We start from the raw sequence: 19,655 nt of genomic DNA, 5'->3' as shown, positions 1-19,655 counted from the left end.
TGAAAATTAAATTTTGATATTTTTACTAACTTCTGATTGATTTTACTATTTTATTATTCCTCCTCTTATTTCCACTTGCTCTCCAAAGCAGACCATTTTTCTTCAAATTCTTTATTTTCAACTGCTGCCGTAAACGGCTCCGCTAAAAATTCTTTGATGGATTTCAGCACTGTGCTAAAATCATCAGTCTTAGTATTGATTTTATGAGTAAATGCTTTCCATTTCTTTTGCATTTCTTCATCATCAGCAAAAGCAGTTATCCGATCAAATTGTTCAATAGTAAAGCTATGACCACGATTTTCAAATGTTCTTTTTAATGCTTCTGTTAATGTTTTACCGTTAAAATCAAATTTATTTGCAAGATAATAGATGTCGTAGTAATCCTTCATTCTGCTTGAGAATTCCATAAGGTCTAATATTGCATCGATCTTTTCCGCAATGGTCGTTTCAAGCGAGTATGTATTTATGATTGGTGAAGGAAAATCTTTTAACTGTGTAGGAATTGACCTTTTTTCTTGATTTGGTACAATTACATCACCAATACCGAAATCAATACTAAAAGGAGTTCGAGTATTTTTGATGTGTGCAACAAGAGAGGCACTGATTCCGGCATATTTCTTTGCGACTGAAATAGGTGAAACATTTTTAATTTCAAAGGTTATAAAGTTATTTCCGGTATCTATAGCTATAATTTCTTCAAGTATTGCACGAAGTTGTTCAGGTGTGTTTGGTAATTTTCTCAGAAGAAAATCTACATCTACTGTAACCCTGCTGTCAAAGTCCGTTATTGAATAGATAAATAGTCCACCCTTAAGTACGAAATTATCTGCATATTTTGAATTTTGCAACCGGCGTAAAAATTCTTCCTGACAAAACAGTTGCATACACAGCTGATAGCTTCGACCGGATTCTTTCGATTTGTTTTTTAATCTTGTAAGTACAGATGCGGCAATATCAGCCATTCAGCAACACCTCCATAACACTCATCATTTTTGTATATACATGCATTTCTTTAGCATATTTTGAAAGATTTAAAAGATTCTTTTTATCGTCCAAAACATATGCGTTAAGTGCTTTATTAAATGTTTCGCTATCAAGCTTTGTGCGATACTTAAAACAGTCGCAAATAGTCCTTTCACGGTCGTAAACAGGGAGTGTTACACCATTAAAATCACCTATTGTTTTTCCGAGTTCAATTATATTCTTTTGAACATAATATGCTTTGATAGGCACTTCTTGGATATTTGAAATTTGATTTCTGTAAGTTCGAGGAACTGCTATTGACCATTCTCTTGGAGCAAAGTCACTGTATCCATAATGAAACAAAGCCGATTCAACGCAAACTGTTCCATAAGGTAATAAATTTGATATTAGCTGTTCTTCACTTATGTTGTAATTATTAGGAAGTTGGTAAAAGCCATTTCGTATTCTCTCGATAACACCATCTTTGCACAATTTTGCAATATCATAATTTGTAAGTCCCACATTTTTAAAATCGGAAGTTTTTGCGATTGCGCCAACATTTTGAAAAACATTTTTTGCAATTTTTTCTTTAGACAACGGCTCACCAACTTTCTGCGTACAGTTATCAAAATTTGTACGCAAATTTATTATAGCAATATTTTTAATAAAATACAACATTTTTTGAAAAATAGCCCTGCAATCATAGATATAATTATAGAAACGGCAATTAAACAGATATAAAAGATAGCTTTATCGCTTTAAAGTGTTGACTTTGATATACACCTATGATACAATACAAACGATATGGCAGATGGTGATACTGTTTTGATACTGTAAATTTTGAGCTACAAAAACTTAGTAAAAAACGGTTAGATTATCTGTATTAAAGCAAAATATTTACTAAACAAAAAAGCTTAGTAAATAACTGAATTGAGCGAGTGGGAATAACTTCGCTGATTCGATAAATGCCCTATTTATAAGGCATTCGGGAGTTTTGAAACCCAAAATGGCAACATTTTGGCAACAATATAATATTCACATAAAACTAAGAGCTATCAGACATCAAGTCCGATAGCTCTTTTACTATTTTTTTTCTAATATTTTTATCATTTGTTCAACAACCGTTATTTCTTCTGATGACAAATTTGAAACATCAATTGTATGCGTGTGCTCTATTCCTAGAAGATAATCGGTAGTTACATGAAATATTCTTGAAAGTTTAATTAAAATTTCAGGCGAGGGTGAGCGCTCTTGCAATTCATAATATGAAACAACAGATTTAGTAACGCCGATTTTATCCGCAAACTCTTTTTTTGTCATTTTATGTTTTAACCGCAATTCTTTAAGGTTATTATCAAAATCAACCATATTGCTATCTCCGTTTTAAATATAGTTTACCGAATAATTGTATCAATAGGGTCGATTATAAGTATTAAAGCAATTGACAAAGCACTACAAATGTATTACAATAAAGTCGATGAATTATGTTTTGAAGAAGGTGAAAGAATGACTGACAAGAAACTGAAAATAACTATCAAAAAGTATCAAGGCGAAACATCGGTTATATCACTTCGACTTCCTATTGAACTCGTCAATACACTTGATGAATTAGCTAAAGAAACAGGTCGTACAAGGAATGATATTATGCAACGATGTTTGGAGTTTTCGATTGATAATTTAGAAATAACAGATAAGGAGTGCGATAACTAGTTAAATAATCTAAACATGTGCCAACAAAAATAAAATGAAAAGGAGTTTATGCTGGGGTTATTTATTGTTTGTTTTACATTTATATAACCCAAAGCGATAAGGAGAAAAATTATGGCAAAACTTGTTGATGTAATTCAATATGAGGGGGATAACAGTACTTTTATTTGGAAGCATCCTTGTGAAGACTTTAATACAACCACTCAGCTTATTGTGCATGAGTCACAAGAGGCAATTTTTTTTATGAACGGTCAGGCACTTGACACATTCGGACCGGGAAGACACACGCTTAAAACGCAAAACATCCCTCTTATAGGAAAATTTATGCGGATACATACTGGAGGGAAAAACCCATTTCATTGTGAGGTCTATTTTATTAATAAAACCGTTCAGATGTCAGTTAAATGGGGTACAGACAGTAAGGTAAGATACATAGATCCCGATTCCAACTTGCCACTTGAACTTGGAGCAAGCGGTGAAATGAATCTCATGGTTTCTGATAGCAGAAAGATGCTTATGAAACTTGTTGGAACAACTAATGGTATTGCGTGGAACAATGAAAATGGAAGATTTACAAAATCACTTCAAACTTCATTTCGCCCACTTATTTCGACAGAGGTTAAATCTAATCTTACTGCAGCCATCAAGAAGCTTAATATTAACATTCTTGAAGTTGATGAACACCTATCAGAATTATCAGATATATTAAAATCATATATTGTTGGTGGATTTGAAGAGTACGGATTAACAATTCCTAATTTCTATCTTACAACAGTCGTTCTTCCTGAAGATGATCCAAACTTCAAGCACCTCAGAGAGCTATACACTGTAGGTCTGCAACAGAAGATGGCTCATGCCGAAGCACAGGTTAAAACTGCACAGGCACAGGCAGAGGCTGAAATCACGGCTGCACAGAGAGTTGCAGAACTCGAAAGACAAACCACGCAGACTGAAGTTGCAAAAAGAGAAGCAGAAAGAGCAGTTATTGAGGCTCAAGCTAAGGCAGCAGCTGCAAAAGCAACTGGTTTTGCTGAAGCAGAAGTTATGAAAGCAAAGGGATACTCTGAAAAAGATGTTCTCCAAGCAGAAGTTCAAAAAGCTTATGCAGAAGGAATGGGTAATATGGGTTCAGGAGGAAGTGCCGGTGGCTCTGCAATGAGTGATATTGTTGGTCTAGGTGTAGGGCTTCAAGCAGCAGGTGCTGTGGGCAAACAGTTTAAAGGCATGTTTGATGGCTTGGATTCTGATGCAGAACAAACAAACACAGCGCCTGTTCAGGATGATACAGCGGTTTTTAAAGCAAAACTCGACAAGCTTACAATGATGAAAGAAGCAGGCTTATTAACAGAAGAAGAGTTTAGCAACCTCAAACAACAGCTTCTTTCAAGTATTCTTTAAGGAGAGAATTATATGAAGAATTTGAAAGTATTGCCTATATCAATAGCAAGTATTATTTTAGCAGCGTTTTTAGCTGTATCATTTGTTGTATTTGATGCTTCTGAATCGGTTTCAGTTAAAGCAGTTGCTGGTTCATATGCCGAAACATTTGCAGAAGAAAATGGCTTGGAATATATCGAATTAAATGATTCAGAAAATGATGATGTAAGTATTCCTATAATCGATGAAGCAAAGTATGCTAAAAAAGAAAAGAAAAACAACAATAAAAACAAATTAAGCAAGCCCAAAAATCTCAAGGCCCAAACGAAATCGGTTGATTCTATTTCATTAACATGGGATAGTGTAGAAAATGCTGATCGTTATGAAATTTATCAGGCAACTATAACAAGTGATTATGAAAAGATAGCTACTACTTCGGCAAATGATACTACAGCATATCTAGTAAAGAATCTTGATTCAAATAAATTTTATTTTTATTCCGTTCAGGCAACAAGTGATGATAAAGAAATAGATGATAGCAACTTCAGTGAAGTTGTATATGCGGTCACAGCAAAAGAAAATATGGATTTTGCATACAATTACGATGGCGAATCTGTTGATATTACCGAATATAAAGGCTTGGCGCCTGATGTTATTATTCCTAATACAATTGATGGATTACCAGTAAAAACTGTTTCTATGAAGGTGTTGAATAAAGGCATTAGATCTGTTCAAATACCAGAGAGTGTAACAAAAATTAATTCAACTTTCAAATCGTCTCGTTATACAAAAGAATTCTATACAGTTATGGCGGTAATGATTCTTGGTTATTTATTTGCCGTTCTTTCAACGTTCATTGGCTTCAAGAAGAGTAAAACTGCAGAAGGCACATTCTATGGAATTCCTTTTGTTTACAGTGGATTAGTAACATATATAGCTATTACAATTTGGTGTGGTGTTTCACTTTTCTTTGGATTATCACAACTGTTACAAGTCGTTGTAGCAATTATCATCTTTGCATGTGCGTTGGGAAAATTGTTGAAAAAAACAGTTGCACGAGAATTAATTGAGCAACGAGGGGAAGAAGTAAAGCAGCAGACACAATTTGTTAAAATGTTATCTGTTAATGCTAATACACTTGTTTCAAAAGCTAAGTCTGATAAGGTTAAGACGCTGGCTAATGAAGTGTATGAGGCTATTAGATATTCAGACCCAATGTCAATAGAGGCTCTTGCAGGTGCAGAAGCTCAAATCACAATAAAATTCAAAGAATTTTCAGATGCTGTAATAGATGATGATTATGAGTTATCAAAAGCACTTGAAAAAGAGCTCCTTATACTTATTGAAGATAGAAACAATAAGTGCAAATTATTAAAATAAGGTTTAAGAGAGAGGTATAACATGTTCACTTATAAATGTAGAATCTGCGGTGGTACGTTAGAACTAATAGAGGGTTCAAATACAGCAGTTTGTGAGTACTGTGGAACTGAGCAAACAGTACCAAAACGTTTAGATGAAAATTTACAAAAGCTTTATGATTTAGCAAACAATGCCTTTCAAAGCAACGACTTTAGTAATGCGGAGAATTTGTATAGACAGATTCTGTTAGTGGCACCAGAAGACTCAAATGCTTACTGGAGTTTGGTTTTATGTAAATATGGTGTTACATATGTAAAAAATCCCGTAAATTCAGAATATGTACCAACATGTAACAGAACATCAATGTCTTCAATATTCGAAGACGAGAATTATAAGAAGGCAATACAATTTGCAGATGAGGGCAAAAAAGCTATTTACGAAAAAGATGCAAAGACTATTGATGATATTCAAAGAGGAATAATTGAGCTTTGTAAAAAAGAAAAGCCGTTTGATGTTTTTATCTGCTACAAAGAGAGTGACAAAAACGGTAACAGAACAGCGGACAGCTTGTTTGCTCAAAAAGTGTATAACGAATTAACAGAATTAGGATATAAAGTCTTCTATTCAAGAATTACTCTTGAGTCGAAAATTGGCTCTGAATATGAACCTTATATTTATTCTGCTCTTTCAACAAGCAAGGTCATGCTTTTGATTGCTTCTAATGAAGAATATGTTAATGCACCGTGGGTAAAAAATGAGTGGATTAGGTATTCTTCAATGTCAAAAGCAGATAAGAACCTAATTCCGTTAAGAATAGGAATGACTCATGATAAACTTCCAACGGAATTGTCTGCACTTACTTCTTACAATACTGACGATGAAGGTTTTTGGGACGAGTTTATTCGCGGTATAAAGAAGATTATTCCTGTTTCCGTTACCAAAAAGGAAAAACGCAGAAAGAGAAGAATTGCTCTTTCAATTATTGCGGTTATTCTTGTTATATCAATCATTGTTGGAACTATTGTTTATATTCCTATTATGAAGAAAAACAAAGTTTATGAAGATGCTTTGTATACCATGAACAGCGGAAATTATGCACTTGCTATTGAAAAATTTGACAGTCTTGAGGGCTATAAAGACAGCAGTGATAAATCCTATGAATCACTTGTCCGTTGGCGTAAAAGTTTAGCCGATACTGTTTGCAGTGTTCAAGACGGTAATCGTGCTGAATACAGATACTGTATTAATGCAAACGGAAACATTGAAGATTGCGGAGACGTTAAAAAGGGAAAAAGTCTGGAAATAGATGAGAGTCACGGATATCCGGTATCAATAACTGGAGGCTTGAATCCTGTTATTCTCCAAGAGGACGGTTTTGTTTGGACTGAGTATCAAAACCCAAAATTTGACGGAAAATTTGAGGATGTTATTCAAATTTCAAATGCATTTCAGGCAACTGTTGCTTGCTTGATGAAAGATGGTACGGTAAAGTTATATTCATTTGCAGACGATATGGCCGAATATGCTGTCTATGGTTATGGTTTCTCCGATGTTAACGATTCGTGGCTCGAATCAGTAGAAGAATGGACAGACATTATTGAGATAAAAAGTTTTAGTGATTATTGGAAAGGTGCTCTTAAACACGCTGGTATAGTAGGATTAAAATCAGACGGAACACTTGTCGGTGTTTATTATTCGGAATGGCAAGATAGTTACACGGGTGAATACTATAATGAATCATCATCAATAGAAGGATTAGAGCAGTTTAGTAATGTTAAGGATTTTGATATAGGATATTCAGAAGAATTAAATGAAAATGATGAGAGTGTATTGTATTATAATGTTATTGCCACAACTGATGATAATCTGTGTATATTAAAACAAAATAAGTTTGAAAAAAAGAACATAAAGAATGTTAAAGATGTAAGCATTTGGGGAGATGAAATGTTCTATGTAAACGAAAAAGGAGAGCTCTACCGCAATTTTGGTTCAAAATCAATATTAAGTGATGTAAGATATATTTGTAATAACTTATTTGCTACTCATACGAATAGTTTGTATATTGGAGAATATAACTATTCGGATATTGATGACAATTCGGTTTTCGAAGTTCGCTCTTTAAATTCAAAAGTAATTAATTATGAGGGTTAAATTATGATTTGTAAGAATTGTGGTGGTGTATTAGATTTTGTAAATGGGCATTACAAATGTCAGAGTTGTGGTAATGTACTCCATCCTGAAATCGTTATTCAGCATTTTGACGTTTGTATATGCTGCATTGAAAATGATGAGTTGGGTAGACGAACACAAGACAGCATTATTGCTCAAGATGTTTATCAAAAGCTAAAGTTTAATAATATTAATGCTTTTTTCTCACGAGTAGATTCTGCTGATATAATTGGAGATGACCTTGAAATTAGCAACGATTTAGCTATGTTCAATTCGGATGTGTTAATTTTTGTAGGCATTCAAAAAGAACACTTTGAGCAATTATTAGAGGAGAATAAAGCCAAGGAATTAAACAAAATAATTATTCCTGTTATTTCTAAAATGAATGCCAACGACTTACCACAAGAGTTAAAATCTATTCAGGTTATGAATTATGACAACATTGGTGCGATTAGTGATTTAACTAATGCTGTTCTAAAACTCTTGGGAAGAGAAAAGGAAATAGAGTTAGCTAAGATACATGATAAGGCGGCAAAAAAGAAAAAGATTATTGCCCTTTGTTCTGTTTTGGTTGTATTATTAATTGCTGCAAGTGGTGCTTTATACTATGTGTTTGGAACAGATAAAGTACTTGATAGCAAAAAATATGAAACGGCAATGATATATGTTGAAAAAAATGATTATGTAAATGCCTTGCCAATTCTTTATGCTTTAGGCGATTATCAAAATAGCAAAAAAATTATTTATGAATATTACGAAAGTTTCAATGGCTTTTATTACGATGAAGACATTAGTACCGGTTATCGCATAATTGTTAATGAAAACGATGTTGGAATTGAGATAAAAAAGAAAGATGGAGTTAAAACTGATTCTTTTTCTGAGACCAAAGAAGGTGTAGAGTTTCCAATTGAATTTTCTTTTGTCGACACGGAAAACAATCAAGGCACTATAGTTGTATCTCTTGAAAACGAAAAGATTATTTTTAATGTTATTACTAATACAAAATCATCAAAATTGTTTTTTGATGAAGGAGAACATGTTTTCACGAAAGACAATAAATCAGATGAAGAGGTAATAAATACAACCGTTAAAGATTATCTTAAAGTAATTCTTGACGGTAACCAAACAATAAAAACCTTAAACGAGCAAGGATTCCGAACAAAATTATTGTTTGAAGGTTATCATGATGGGTTACCTCGTTATCAAATAATTGATATAGGATATGAATTTGTTGCTGATAATGATTATGTTGCCGCGGTTGTAGTACCTGCAGGTGAAATCATTCCGGATAAAATAGGAACAACTCAAGTTAGTTATCATGACGATGAATATATTTATCTTATTGATGGAATTTATAATAGTCTAACGATGACAGAAACTCAAGGAATGAACATGGAACCAACAGAAGTTACATCCGAAACAGAAGTTTGTGTTATATCAAAAGCATATTGCGACGCTTATGATGCCAGAATGCTTGAAGAAGATGAAGCATTTATTCCTTCAAAAATGATAGGATATGATGAAATTACAGATGAAATGATAGAAGAGTATTATAATTCAAGTTGGAAATTATTGTTGTCTGAGTTTAATGATTAACAATTAAAAGCATTTAGAAGACAATTTTTGAGGGTGGCAATGATATACCGTTGCTACCCTCATTTTGAAACTTTTAAATGCAGTATTCATGCGGCTTTTAGAACTCCTAAATGCTTACCCTTATATCTCGAGTCCTTATATGATTATACGAATAATATTGCGTTACTATACTGTGTATGCTATAATAAACTTGCTAATAGGTTGTGAAATGTTATAGCTGTTATCAAGGTTGATAACAAAATGATAACAATATATCAGCAACGCTGGATAATATGGATACATCAAATAATCAGGAGCAAAAGAAGATAAAATTTTTAAACAAAAAAGTTTAGAATCACATCTTTGTTGCAGAGTGGGAGTAACTCCGCTGATTCGATAAATGCCCTATTTACAAGGCATTCGGGAGTTTTGTAACCCTAAATGGCAACGTTTTGGCAACAATAAAATATTCACATAAAGCTAAGAGCTATCAGACATCAAGTCTGACAGCTCTTTTGCTATTCTCCGATTTCTTTTATCGTCAAGTATTCAAAAAGTTACTAAGTTGCAAGTATAATTTAAGCGGTGGAAAATTTTACAAAGAAGTGGTATAATTGAACATATTAAGAGCGACAAATCTGCATTTGGAGGGAGCAAAGTGTCAATATTCACAAAGATAGCAGAAAAATATGATTTGAAGATAATCAGTGAAAACGCAGTTTTAGCAAACAATAAGCTCCAAATGGAGATAGTATCGCGATCTAACGAAAATGACAATCTTCAAACAGAGGTTGAGTGGTATAAGGATTTCCTTTATCAGTTAAGCTTAACGGATTTGTTTGGAGAATTCAAGCAATGGCGTGACCGTATCTTAGACTCCCTGCACGAGCTGGCTATAAAAGCCATTAAGCAGAATTACGAGGAATATTACGGATATGATAATGATTACGATGACGATATTCAAATGATGTAAACGGGTGGCAGACTAATCTGCCACCCGTTATAATATAAAATTGATGTCGATTATTGTCATTTAAAATTAAAAGTGCTATAATTATATCAATGGTATTTTTAACATTTGGAGGTTTATATATGTATACTTTTTTAGGTTATATGGATGTATATGACGAACAATACTATAACTTTTATCCTCTGTATGAATACATAGATAACAAGTTTGTCGCTATTGATGATGCAGAGGAAAGATTCCCCGAGCATGGTAATTTTGCAGTTTATAAGAGCAGATATTATGACATAGAAGACAAAATTATGAAAAGAGAGTTTTGCGTATTAACTCTTGATGAAAGTGATATACAAGAGAATAAGAATTATAATGGTGATTTTTACACCTCTCATTTTAAGATTGATATTAAAGACTTGGTAAAGAATAATAAATTGCATTCTTTATCAGATTATAATCTATACCCAACTGTTATAGCAGAAAGCGCTGTTGATTTCAAAAATAAGAAGGTTATTTTTGTAGAAGACAGTTTTCCTATTAACAAGTTTATGACAAAATCATTTTTGTATTATCAAGGATACTATTATGGTCCTTTTGACACTGCCATTAGAGATATCGACGAAAAAATGTATGTTAATCCAAGAATAGAACAAAATGGATATGTTGTTAATAAGTATTCTCTTGATGAAGATGGTGAGAATGATCCTATTATTTACTGTCAATTTTATCGTTCAGAGAGAATGATTGATTTTATACATTTAGATTCCAATTTTAAGGTTGTTACTGAAGATGTTATGTCGGATGATGATTTGTTAGAGGCTTTTATAAAAGCTTTATCAAGTATGCATCTTGACAATTCGAGTATTCCTATTAACAAACTTGGGGAAGCAGTTGAAACGATTAATTCATCGCCTTTTATTGCTGTAAATGGTAATGAAAAAATAACTCAATCAAGAGTAAATAGGCTAAAGGAATTGATTTCCAATACAACAGATTTTCATGAATTAATGACAAGTACAACAGATATGTTGGCTGTATTGTTAAATGGAGATTCTAATTTAGACGAATTAGTTGAGAAAATAGTTTCTGATCCTGAACTGCTCGATAGTTTCCAATCACATAAGGTATTTAAGAGTAAGTTAGATGAAGAACGTGAAGAATTAGAACGAGTTAGAGAGGAAAAAGAGAAAACTATTGCTGATATTGATGAAATTAAAGCAGGTAGCAAAGAAGATGCTATTGGAGAAATAGAATCTTTAAAGAATGAAAAAATTCAATTAGAAGCTCAAATAGAAGAGGCTCATGCTGAATTTAATGAAATTGTTCAAAAAACTAAATTGAGTACAGATATTCAAGAACTACAGTTTTTAGAAGAACACTATCAAAAACGATTTAGTTTATTACAAACAGAAATTGAAAATAAAGTGACAGAGGTCACAGACAAGGCATCAAAAATTATTTTTGATGAACAGTTTGATAAAATGATTTCTAAAACCTTATCTAATGCTCTTGCGAAATATGAGCGAGATGATGAGGAAACAAAATACAAAAACATTGCGGCATCCATCATTAATTATTCTGATAGTGGAATAACAGAAGAAAAACTGATTGATTATGTTATAAGTGAAATTCAGTTGTATAGACCAAAGTATTCAAAGAATACGATTGTAAATCTAGTATTATGTACATCATTAGGATTCTTAACAATCTTTTCTGGGGCACCCGGAACAGGTAAAACTTCAATTTGTAGAATACTTGCTCATTCATTAGGATTAGATCATCCAATTGTTCAAGATACAAATGTGTTTACGGAACGTTATTTACTTGTTGCAGTTGGTAGAGGATGGAACTCAAAACGTGATTTGATTGGATATTATAATCCATTATCAAAGAGAATTGAGAAAAATAATTGTAATTTGTATGACGCTATGAAATTATTGCATTTTGAGTCTCAAGATTCTAAATTTCCTATGATAATATTGCTTGATGAAGCAAACTTGAGTCCAATGGAATATTATTGGGGCGATTTTGTTAATATATGTGATACATTTAATAGAGGAAGCAGAAATGTTAACAATTCAATTAATCTTGGTGAAAACGAAGTTTTAAGAATTCCAAAAACATTACGTTTCCTAGCAACTATAAATAATGACCATACAACTGAAACAATATCTCCTCGACTTATTGATAGAGCATTTGTTGTTTCATTACCTTCGTCGAGCTATAGCTATAACGATGAAGCACTTAAGGAATTTGATGGATTTAATTCACCCATATCTATCGAAAAGATTAATTCGTGTATAGAATCACATCGTTCAAGTATGGAAGAAACAGCAAATTCTATCTTTGAAAACATTAAGGATAGATTTAGACGTATTAAGCAACCATTAAGTCCAAGAATTGAAGAAGATGTAATTAATTATTGTTCAGTAGCTCAAAACTTGTTAGAAAAAGAAAGATCTGCTGAACCTTCTATAGTTGCTTTGGATTATGCAATGTGTCAAAAAGCAATCACTAAAATTTCTGGTAATGGGCTTGAATACAGAGAATGGTTAGAAGAATTAAAGACTTATTGTGAGGGTCAATTCCTTACAATGACTGCATCACAATTAGATAAAATCATTTCTGATGGTGATAATTCTATGCAATATTATCAATTCTTTAATTAATTTAGGAGCATATATCTATGGATAAGTTTACACTAAAACTTAAACCATATAATATGGATGCTTTAGAGACACCTTTATTTGATGATATTTTCGATTTCGATTTTGACAATATTGAGAAAACATTGTTTAATAAGGTGTATTCGGATAGAACCTATGACGTATATCTGAATGGTGAACTTGGTGACATAAGAAATGTTACATTATTTATTAATGGATTTGAAGTAGATTCAAAATTTAATAATGGAAAGTTTTACTTTAAAGACAATCGAATATTTATAGACAATTTCGGTTTTGTTCAGATTTCATTGCTTATTTCATTTTATAATAACATCGAAATAACATTAAATTCGGATTATTTCAATGTTATGATTAAGGAGAATGAAGAATCGAAATGTATCCGAAGAATGGCAGAATATGTTTACTCAAATCAAGAAAAACTTTTGTTTGATGGAACAATGAAATCTCTTGACACATCATCATTAAAAGAAAGTGAAAAGAAAACAATTGAATCGCAAGTGGCCATTATCAAAGAAATAATCAGTGAATATAGACAGTCATTTAGATACTTTAAAACTAACAGTAAGTTCACTTTGAAAAGTAATAATACAATTGATAAGTTTGAAAAGCTTAATTATGTATCATCTGATACAATTTCATATATAACTCAACATCCAGAAGAATTGCGCGAAACTTTAGGTGAGAGTGGAATAAAGGTTGGGAGAAGAAATTTTATTCCTAAAAATACTTTAATAATTAACAATAAGGTTTCTTTTGATATTTATGAAAACCAAATTGTTGTGGGCTTTTTAAGTTCTTTAATCAATAATGTCGTTACTTTGAGAAAAGAGATTAATAAGAGAGTTATCGATTTTTCTGAAGAACAGATAACGGAAGATGGTTATCAAGCATCTGCATTTATGATTTATGGTGCAACAAAAAAGAAATTGGAAAATTTTAGCTTGGAATTGTTAAAATGTGTCGATGAATTGGTAGCGTTACTAAAACAATATAAACATATTTTACCAGTATCACAATTTATTGTCGCTGATGTACCAAAACCTACACACACTTTTCTGTCTATAAAGCAGTATAACAGAATTTATAAGTGTATTAAAAAATGGTATGAATTTGGAATTTATGATTTAAAACAAGATGAATTCTTATTACCATTTTTGGCTAATAGCCAATTATATGAGTATTATGTACTATTAAAATTGTATAATTATTTTGATGGAGCAGATTATGAGTTATCTCGAAAGGATAGATTTACCTATAAAGTTCCTAACTCTAAGTACTTCAAGAATACAATGTATGCTAATACTTATTGTTTCCAAAAAGGTGATGTTTCTATCACTATGTATTATCAACCAGTAATTTTTTTCAAAAAGAGTATGGCTTCAAATCAAATTAACATAATTAGAAATACAAAATTATCAATGGCAAATCATATTAATCAAAAAGAAATTGAAGGTAAGTTTTATTTGCCTGATTATATAATTAAGTTTTCTAAAAATGGAATTGATAAGTATTTAATTCTTGACAGTAAATACTCAAATCAAAACACCGTAAAAAACTGGTATTTCCCAAATCTTACTTTTAAATACTTGTTTTCTCTTGCACCTATATTTGATAATAGTGAAATAATTGGATTGTGTGCAATAAACGGAAAAATTTCAGAAGATGATAAATGTGTTTCGGTTTATACAAACGAGGTTCCAAGTGAGTATATGCCGTTTGCAGATATTTTGACAATATCAGAAGAGCCAATCGATGATATTGAGCAGGTTCACAATGATTTGCTATCTGAATATTTTGAGAAATATTACAAACTATTATAACAATATTGATGATATAATCTTTATGCTCATGAGTAAAAATTGAGTACAAAATTTGAAAACGGTGAAGAATGTAGCGAGTGCGCTATGCTAAAAACAGCGAAATACCGTTGTTTTTAACGGTAAACAGTGAGGAATAGCAAACCCACAGTCGAGTGAGAGTAACTCCGCAATTTCGATAAATGCCCTATTTATAAGGCTTTCGAGGGTTTTGCAACTCCAAATGGCAACATTTTGGCAACAACAAAATATTCACAAAAGATTAAGAGCTATCAGACATTAAGTCCGATAGTTCTTTTGTTTAAATTATGCCAAATAAAATGTGAACCGGTAAATTGGATATTAATATCGGTCTGATTCGAGTATAGCGTAATAGAATTTATCCCCGATGCTTCCGTCTTTTTGATAGCAGTATCTTCTGAATGTTCCCTCAAGAGTCATACCTATCTTTTGCATAACCTTACTTGAACCGATATTTCGTGTATCGCAACCGGATGTAATCCTATCATAATGCACTTCGTCAAATAAATAATCCACCACTGCACTTGCCGCTTCTGTCATTATTCCTTTATTCCAATATGGCTTATCAATTTGCCATCCGAGATGACAGGTAAAACATTCGTCGTCTTGAGTAACGACAGCAATATTGCCGATAACAACTCCTTGAAATTCAATAGCCCAGTTATAAGTTGTCGTTTTACTGTAATTTTTTATCCAGCTTTTCAGGACGGTCTTTGTTTCATTTATCGTTTTGTGTGGCTCATAAGAAAGATACTTTACCACATCATGATTACTTGCCCACTTAAACATATCGACACTATCGTTTAATTGAAAACGCCTTAAAATTAACCTTGCGGTTTTTATCGTATTAGTTCCGACGTGATTTAAAGGATGTAATAATTCTATATCAGTCATTTATTTACCCCTAAATTATGTTTAATCTTTTAACTTATCCTTAAACGCTTCAACCATAGCGTCGCTGAAATTCTGTGACGGCACTTTCTGTTGCCGTTGTGATATTTCTCGGATTGTTCAGCCCACGCATACTTCAATCTAATACAATCATACGGCATAACGCTGTCAATGTCAAGGCGGGGTAAATCTTTGTCGGGCATATCCATTCGTTTTAGAAACGCATAATATTCGCTTCTTGAATCTTTAAAGATTTATACATTGTGTTTATGCTGTATTTGTACTTAAAGATTACCCGATACTTAATTGATGGTTTTTATGATTTATTTGCGAATTGAAAATATGTAGTAAATATGCTAAAATATTATGAACTGATTTGGGACATTTTGTTGTTCTTAATTTTTTTTGAAAAAAGTGTTGACAAATACTTGGAGAGATGGTATTATGTGTTTGTGGTTAGCAACAGCTAACTCATTGAGACAATTTGAAACGCCGGAATTTATAAAGCTAAATGCTTTTATTTTTTGGTAATGAAGTTAGCATATGCTAACTGATAAACATAAAATATTCGCACACAATACAGGAAGAACACATATGCTTGAAAAGTACCTGATAGAGCATTGCTCGCCGACCCTTGCGTCGCTTAAAACAGCAAATCTTGTGAACATTTCGTTTGACAACGATGCACTTCTCATATCGTCGGTTGAAAGAATAAACAAGGAGTTGCAAGGCACGGGAGTTTGCATTTTGGTGCTGAAGAAAAGCCAAAAGTGTGCTCTTGTTTATGCCGTGAGGAAATCAAAACTTGCGTCCGATTTGCAAAAGGACGGCGTTGCGGAATTTTTGATGCAATACGGTTACGGCAATACCGATGTTGAAGCGTGCCTTGAAAGGCTTAAAAGTCGACTGATGTACACGGATGAGTTTCCGCACGAAATCGGAATTTTCCTCGGCTATCCGCTTGAGGATGTCAAAGGATTTATCGACAATGCGGGGCAAAACAGCAAGTGCACGGGTTGTTGGAAGGTGTATTGTAACGAGTGTGAAGCAATAAAAACCTTTGCAAAATTCAACAAATGCAAGGAAATATATACAAAATTATGGCTCGGCGGCAGAAGTATAACGAAACTTACTGTAAGAGCGGTTTAAGAAAGACGGTGGATTTATGAGCAAAACAGCAGTTGTATATTGGAGCGGAACAGGCAACACGGCGGCTATGGCAGACGCTGTTGTTGACGGTGTAAAATCGGCAGGCGGACAGCCTGAATTGTTTACGGCGGATTCATTCAACTCCAATATGATTGACAATTATGATTTTATAGCGTTCGGTTGCCCATCAATGGGTTGCGAACAGCTTGAAGATACAGAATTTGAGCCTATGTTTGACTCTTGCAAAAGCAAGTTAAAAGGCAAAAAAATAGCCCTTTTCGGTTCATACGGATGGGGTGACGGCGAGTGGATGCAAACATGGGAGAATGATTGCAAATCTTTTGGTGCCGATTTGGTATGCGACAGCGTAATTTGCAATGACGCACCGGATGATGAAGCGGTTGCTAAATGCGAAGATTTAGGTAAAGCACTTGCTTAGTGCCCGATGAACAATTTAAGCTTCGGCTTAAATTGCTCCGAATGTTTTTAATTAAGGTTGAGGATATTCGGAACAGTTTAAACTTAGCTCAAAAGTAAATTGTTCACATTTCTCTACTCCTAATCCAATAAACAGAAAGCGAACGGCTATGTCGTTCGCTTTTTGTTATATGCTTTTTATAAAATAAAAAAGAACATCAAATTTGATGTTCCTTTTATGGTGACCCGGACGGGAATCGAACCCGTGTTACCGCCGTGAAAGGGCGGTGTCTTAACCGCTTGACCACCGGGCCAAATTGGTGGCTTTAACTGGATTCGAACCAGTGACACCGCGGGTATGAACCGCGTGCTCTAGCCAACTGAGCTATAAAGCCATTTAGACTTGCAAGCAAGAGTATAGCGTAAAACGAGGCATTTGTCAACACTTTTTTTAAAAAATTTTTTAAAAGTGTAAAATTCGTCCCTTTATGATTATCTTTTTTGAACTTTTTATTAAAAAGGGTACATTTGTTTGACTTTGGCACTTCTCGGTGATAGTATATTGAATATATAAGATGTATAAAAATAACTATATTATAATTATAGTAACGGAGGGCCAAATGAAAAAGATGGATCTCAAGCAGCAGCAATGCCTCGAGTTTATCAAAGAGTACTTTGATGAAAGAGGAGTTGCTCCTACAGTAAGGGAAATAGAAACGGCTATGGATTACCATTCGCCGTCATCCGCACAGTATATGCTCAACTCGCTTGAAAAAGCAGGGTATATTGAGCGTGACCCTTTGATGAAAAGAACGGTTCGCATAAAAGGTTTTGACACAAAGGCTTATCATGTGCCGCTTGTAGGCACGGTTACGGCAGGTCAGCCTATTTTGGCGGTTGAGAGCATTGAGGATTATATTCCGGTGCCTGTAAAGAATAAAGGCAAAAATATGTTTGCTCTTAAAGTCAGGGGCGATTCAATGATTAATGCCGGAATTTTGGACGGCGACACGGTTATAGTTGAAAAAACTCCGGTTGCGTCAAACGGCGAAATAGTTGTTGCACTTATCGGCGATGAGGCAACCGTAAAAAGATTTTACAAAGAAAAAGGCCATTTCAGGCTTCAACCCGAAAACGATATTTACGAGCCTATTATTGTAAAAGAAGTGATGATTTTGGGCAAGGTCAATATGGTAATCAGAAAATACTAATATCACTTAGGAGTGGAAATATGAGCGAATGTACACACGATTGCTCGACTTGTTCGAGCAACTGCGGAGAGAGAAAAGAGCCGCAGAGCTTTCTTAAACCTATGAACAAAAATTCAAATATCAAAAAAGTTATAGGTATTGTATCCGGTAAGGGCGGCGTAGGCAAAAGCCTTGTAAGCTGTCTTCTTGCCGCAAAATGTCAAAAGGCAGGGCTCAAAGTCGGCGTTCTTGATGCCGATATTACCGGCCCTTCCGTGCCAAAATCCTTTGGCATAACTTCAAGAGCAATGCAGGACGACACGGGTCTTTTGCCAACGGTTACAAAAACAGGCGTAAAGATGATGTCAATCAACCTTCTTCTTGAAGATGTCAACTCCCCTGTTGTTTGGAGAGGACCTGTTATTTCGGGTGTTATCGAGCAGTTTTGGACCGATGTTAATTGGGGCGAACTTGATTATCTTTTTGTTGATATGCCTCCGGGAACTGGCGATGTGGCACTTACAGTGTTCCAGAGCCTCCCTGTTGACGGAATAGTAATTGTGTCAACTCCGCAGGATTTGGTAAAGATGATTGTAAATAAAGCGTTTAATATGGCAAAGATTATGAATGTTCCTGTTCTCGGTCTTGTTGAAAATATGAGCTATTATCAATGTCCGGATTGCGGCAAAAAGCATAACATTTTCGGCGAAAGCCAAATTGACGAAACCGCAAAGGAACTCGGTGTTCCCGTTCTTGCAAAGTTGCCGATTGACCCCGAGGTTGCAAAGCTTGTTGATGAGGGCAGAGTTGAGGATGTGGAATGTCCGCAGCTTGACGAATTTGTTTCTGCACTTGATTAAGGAGAAAAATTATGCCGAAAAGAGAGAATTATATTTCGTGGGACGAATACTTTATGGGTATTGCACTTCTTTCTTCTATGAGAAGCAAGGACCCCAGCACGCAGGTCGGTGCCTGTATCGTAAGCGATGACAACAAAATTATGTCGGTGGGCTACAACGGCTTCCCTCGCGGTTGCAGTGATGACGAATACCCGTGGGAGCGTTCGGGCGACAAGTCAAACGATACAAAATATCCGTTTGTTTGCCACGCAGAACTTAATGCTATTTTGAATTCGGGCGGTCACAATCTCAGCGGTTCAAGGATTTATGTTGCGCTTTTTCCGTGCAACGAGTGTGCAAAGGCCATTATCCAGAGCGGCATAAAAGAGGTTGTTTATATGTCGGATAAATATGCCGAAACAGAAAGCACTCTTGCCAGCAAAAAAATGTTTTTGTCTGCAGGTGTAAAGCTTACAAAATTCACTCCGACACATAAAAATTTGGAAATCTCATTTGACGAAAGTGATGTATAA

At 34.0% G+C, this 19,655-nt stretch carries 18 protein-coding genes and 2 tRNA genes; 13 read left to right on the top strand and 7 right to left on the bottom strand.

Annotated features, from left to right (window positions below; all coding sequences use genetic code 11):
• Window positions 1-65 precede the first annotated feature (65 nt).
• The 3 genes from Q0E08_RS00405 to Q0E08_RS00395 all read right to left on the bottom strand — a co-directional run bounded on the left by Q0E08_RS00405 (window position 66) and on the right by Q0E08_RS00395 (window position 2,331).
• Window positions 66-962 carry a nucleotidyl transferase AbiEii/AbiGii toxin family protein gene (locus Q0E08_RS00405; protein WP_294774886.1) on the bottom strand — a complete coding sequence of 299 codons (897 nt, stop codon included), beginning with the start codon at window positions 960-962 and terminating at the stop codon, window positions 66-68.
• A complete protein-coding gene (locus tag Q0E08_RS00400) occupies window positions 955-1,560 on the bottom strand; it encodes a type IV toxin-antitoxin system AbiEi family antitoxin domain-containing protein (RefSeq protein WP_294774883.1) in 606 nt (201 codons plus the stop codon). Before Q0E08_RS00400 ends, Q0E08_RS00405 begins: the two co-directional genes overlap by 8 nt.
• A 486-nt stretch (window positions 1,561-2,046) precedes the next feature.
• A complete protein-coding gene (locus Q0E08_RS00395; protein ID WP_294774880.1) occupies window positions 2,047-2,331 on the bottom strand; it encodes a helix-turn-helix domain-containing protein in 285 nt (94 codons plus the stop codon).
• A 138-nt stretch (window positions 2,332-2,469) separates the two neighbouring features.
• Here Q0E08_RS00395 and Q0E08_RS00390 point away from each other — a divergent pair, with 138 nt between their 5' ends.
• The 8 genes from Q0E08_RS00390 to Q0E08_RS00355 all read left to right on the top strand — a co-directional run bounded on the left by Q0E08_RS00390 (window position 2,470) and on the right by Q0E08_RS00355 (window position 14,618).
• Entirely contained in the window at window positions 2,470-2,673 is a 204-nt protein-coding gene (locus Q0E08_RS00390; RefSeq protein WP_294774877.1) for a ribbon-helix-helix protein, CopG family, read from the top strand.
• 111 nt (window positions 2,674-2,784) lie between these two features.
• A complete protein-coding gene (locus tag Q0E08_RS00385) occupies window positions 2,785-4,068 on the top strand; it encodes an SPFH domain-containing protein (protein WP_294774874.1) in 1,284 nt (427 codons plus the stop codon).
• 12 nt (window positions 4,069-4,080) lie between these two features.
• Entirely contained in the window at window positions 4,081-5,427 is a 1,347-nt protein-coding gene (locus tag Q0E08_RS00380; protein WP_294774871.1) for a fibronectin type III domain-containing protein, read from the top strand.
• 21 nt (window positions 5,428-5,448) lie between these two features.
• Window positions 5,449-7,557 carry a toll/interleukin-1 receptor domain-containing protein gene (locus tag Q0E08_RS00375; protein ID WP_294774869.1) on the top strand — a complete coding sequence of 703 codons (2,109 nt, stop codon included), beginning with the start codon at window positions 5,449-5,451 and terminating at the stop codon, window positions 7,555-7,557.
• Between the two features lie 3 nt (window positions 7,558-7,560).
• Window positions 7,561-9,171: a hypothetical protein gene (locus tag Q0E08_RS00370; RefSeq protein ID WP_294774866.1), complete on the top strand. Its 1,611-nt coding sequence runs from the start codon at window positions 7,561-7,563 to the stop codon at window positions 9,169-9,171.
• Between the two features lie 637 nt (window positions 9,172-9,808).
• A complete protein-coding gene (locus Q0E08_RS00365) occupies window positions 9,809-10,123 on the top strand; it encodes a hypothetical protein (protein WP_294774864.1) in 315 nt (104 codons plus the stop codon).
• 119 nt (window positions 10,124-10,242) lie between these two features.
• Complete coding sequence (locus tag Q0E08_RS00360; protein ID WP_294774862.1) at window positions 10,243-12,780, top strand: hypothetical protein; 2,538 nt, start codon at window positions 10,243-10,245, stop codon at window positions 12,778-12,780.
• 17 nt (window positions 12,781-12,797) lie between these two features.
• A complete protein-coding gene (locus Q0E08_RS00355; RefSeq protein ID WP_294774858.1) occupies window positions 12,798-14,618 on the top strand; it encodes a DUF2357 domain-containing protein in 1,821 nt (606 codons plus the stop codon).
• Between the two features lie 339 nt (window positions 14,619-14,957).
• Here Q0E08_RS00355 and Q0E08_RS00350 read toward each other — a convergent pair whose 3' ends face one another.
• Window positions 14,958-15,530, bottom strand: coding sequence for a GNAT family N-acetyltransferase (locus Q0E08_RS00350; RefSeq protein ID WP_294774855.1), 573 nt, complete (start codon window positions 15,528-15,530; stop codon window positions 14,958-14,960).
• Window positions 15,531-15,559: 29 nt separating this feature from the next.
• Window positions 15,560-15,730: a hypothetical protein gene (locus Q0E08_RS00345; protein ID WP_294774852.1), complete on the bottom strand. Its 171-nt coding sequence runs from the start codon at window positions 15,728-15,730 to the stop codon at window positions 15,560-15,562.
• Between the two features lie 391 nt (window positions 15,731-16,121).
• Here Q0E08_RS00345 and Q0E08_RS00340 point away from each other — a divergent pair, with 391 nt between their 5' ends.
• Window positions 16,122-16,676, top strand: a complete 555-nt coding sequence (locus Q0E08_RS00340; protein WP_294774848.1) for a DUF3793 family protein — start codon at window positions 16,122-16,124, stop codon at window positions 16,674-16,676.
• A gap of 16 nt (window positions 16,677-16,692) precedes the next feature.
• Complete coding sequence (locus Q0E08_RS00335; protein ID WP_294774845.1) at window positions 16,693-17,115, top strand: flavodoxin; 423 nt, start codon at window positions 16,693-16,695, stop codon at window positions 17,113-17,115.
• Between the two features lie 217 nt (window positions 17,116-17,332).
• Here the strand turns inward: Q0E08_RS00335 and Q0E08_RS00330 are convergent.
• Together Q0E08_RS00330 and Q0E08_RS00325 are read right to left on the bottom strand one after the other, a co-directional pair.
• Window positions 17,333-17,407 (bottom strand) — tRNA-Glu (locus Q0E08_RS00330).
• A 4-nt stretch (window positions 17,408-17,411) separates the two neighbouring features.
• Window positions 17,412-17,488, bottom strand: a tRNA-Met gene (locus Q0E08_RS00325).
• A 225-nt stretch (window positions 17,489-17,713) separates the two neighbouring features.
• Between Q0E08_RS00325 and lexA the strand changes: the two genes are divergently transcribed.
• Genes lexA through Q0E08_RS00310 form a run of 3 tightly spaced genes read left to right on the top strand, consistent with a single transcriptional unit; the run spans window position 17,714 to window position 19,655 of the window.
• A complete protein-coding gene (gene lexA, locus Q0E08_RS00320) occupies window positions 17,714-18,304 on the top strand; it encodes a transcriptional repressor LexA (protein WP_294774842.1) in 591 nt (196 codons plus the stop codon).
• Window positions 18,305-18,324: 20 nt separating this feature from the next.
• Window positions 18,325-19,143 (top strand): Mrp/NBP35 family ATP-binding protein, encoded by an 819-nt coding sequence (locus Q0E08_RS00315; RefSeq protein ID WP_294774839.1) that lies wholly within the window; start codon window positions 18,325-18,327, stop codon window positions 19,141-19,143.
• Between the two features lie 11 nt (window positions 19,144-19,154).
• The gene (locus Q0E08_RS00310; RefSeq protein WP_294774836.1) at window positions 19,155-19,655 is read left to right on the top strand and encodes a dCMP deaminase family protein; all 501 of its coding nucleotides are present in this window, start codon (window positions 19,155-19,157) and stop codon (window positions 19,653-19,655) included.

The organism is uncultured Eubacterium sp., assembly GCF_934561735.1.
Taxonomy (GTDB): Bacteria; Bacillota; Clostridia; order Oscillospirales; family Acutalibacteraceae; genus Eubacterium_R.
The sequence above is the reverse complement of the archived record's forward strand: the minus strand, read 5'-3'. Positions and strand labels throughout refer to the sequence as shown.

Coding starts and splice junctions, on each gene's coding strand:
- Q0E08_RS00335 (WP_294774845.1), top strand. CDS start 16,693: ATGAGCAAAACAGCAGTTGTATATTGGAGCGGAACAGGCAACACGGCG.
- Q0E08_RS00370 (WP_294774866.1), top strand. CDS start 7,561: ATGATTTGTAAGAATTGTGGTGGTGTATTAGATTTTGTAAATGGGCAT.
- Q0E08_RS00355 (WP_294774858.1), top strand. CDS start 12,798: ATGGATAAGTTTACACTAAAACTTAAACCATATAATATGGATGCTTTA.
- Q0E08_RS00315 (WP_294774839.1), top strand. CDS start 18,325: ATGAGCGAATGTACACACGATTGCTCGACTTGTTCGAGCAACTGCGGA.
- lexA (WP_294774842.1), top strand. CDS start 17,714: ATGAAAAAGATGGATCTCAAGCAGCAGCAATGCCTCGAGTTTATCAAA.
- Q0E08_RS00360 (WP_294774862.1), top strand. CDS start 10,243: ATGTATACTTTTTTAGGTTATATGGATGTATATGACGAACAATACTAT.
- Q0E08_RS00380 (WP_294774871.1), top strand. CDS start 4,081: ATGAAGAATTTGAAAGTATTGCCTATATCAATAGCAAGTATTATTTTA.
- Q0E08_RS00405 (WP_294774886.1), bottom strand. CDS start 962: ATGGCTGATATTGCCGCATCTGTACTTACAAGATTAAAAAACAAATCG.
- Q0E08_RS00385 (WP_294774874.1), top strand. CDS start 2,785: ATGGCAAAACTTGTTGATGTAATTCAATATGAGGGGGATAACAGTACT.
- Q0E08_RS00345 (WP_294774852.1), bottom strand. CDS start 15,730: ATGCCCGACAAAGATTTACCCCGCCTTGACATTGACAGCGTTATGCCG.
- Q0E08_RS00310 (WP_294774836.1), top strand. CDS start 19,155: ATGCCGAAAAGAGAGAATTATATTTCGTGGGACGAATACTTTATGGGT.
- Q0E08_RS00390 (WP_294774877.1), top strand. CDS start 2,470: ATGACTGACAAGAAACTGAAAATAACTATCAAAAAGTATCAAGGCGAA.
- Q0E08_RS00395 (WP_294774880.1), bottom strand. CDS start 2,331: ATGGTTGATTTTGATAATAACCTTAAAGAATTGCGGTTAAAACATAAA.
- Q0E08_RS00350 (WP_294774855.1), bottom strand. CDS start 15,530: ATGACTGATATAGAATTATTACATCCTTTAAATCACGTCGGAACTAAT.
- Q0E08_RS00340 (WP_294774848.1), top strand. CDS start 16,122: ATGCTTGAAAAGTACCTGATAGAGCATTGCTCGCCGACCCTTGCGTCG.
- Q0E08_RS00375 (WP_294774869.1), top strand. CDS start 5,449: ATGTTCACTTATAAATGTAGAATCTGCGGTGGTACGTTAGAACTAATA.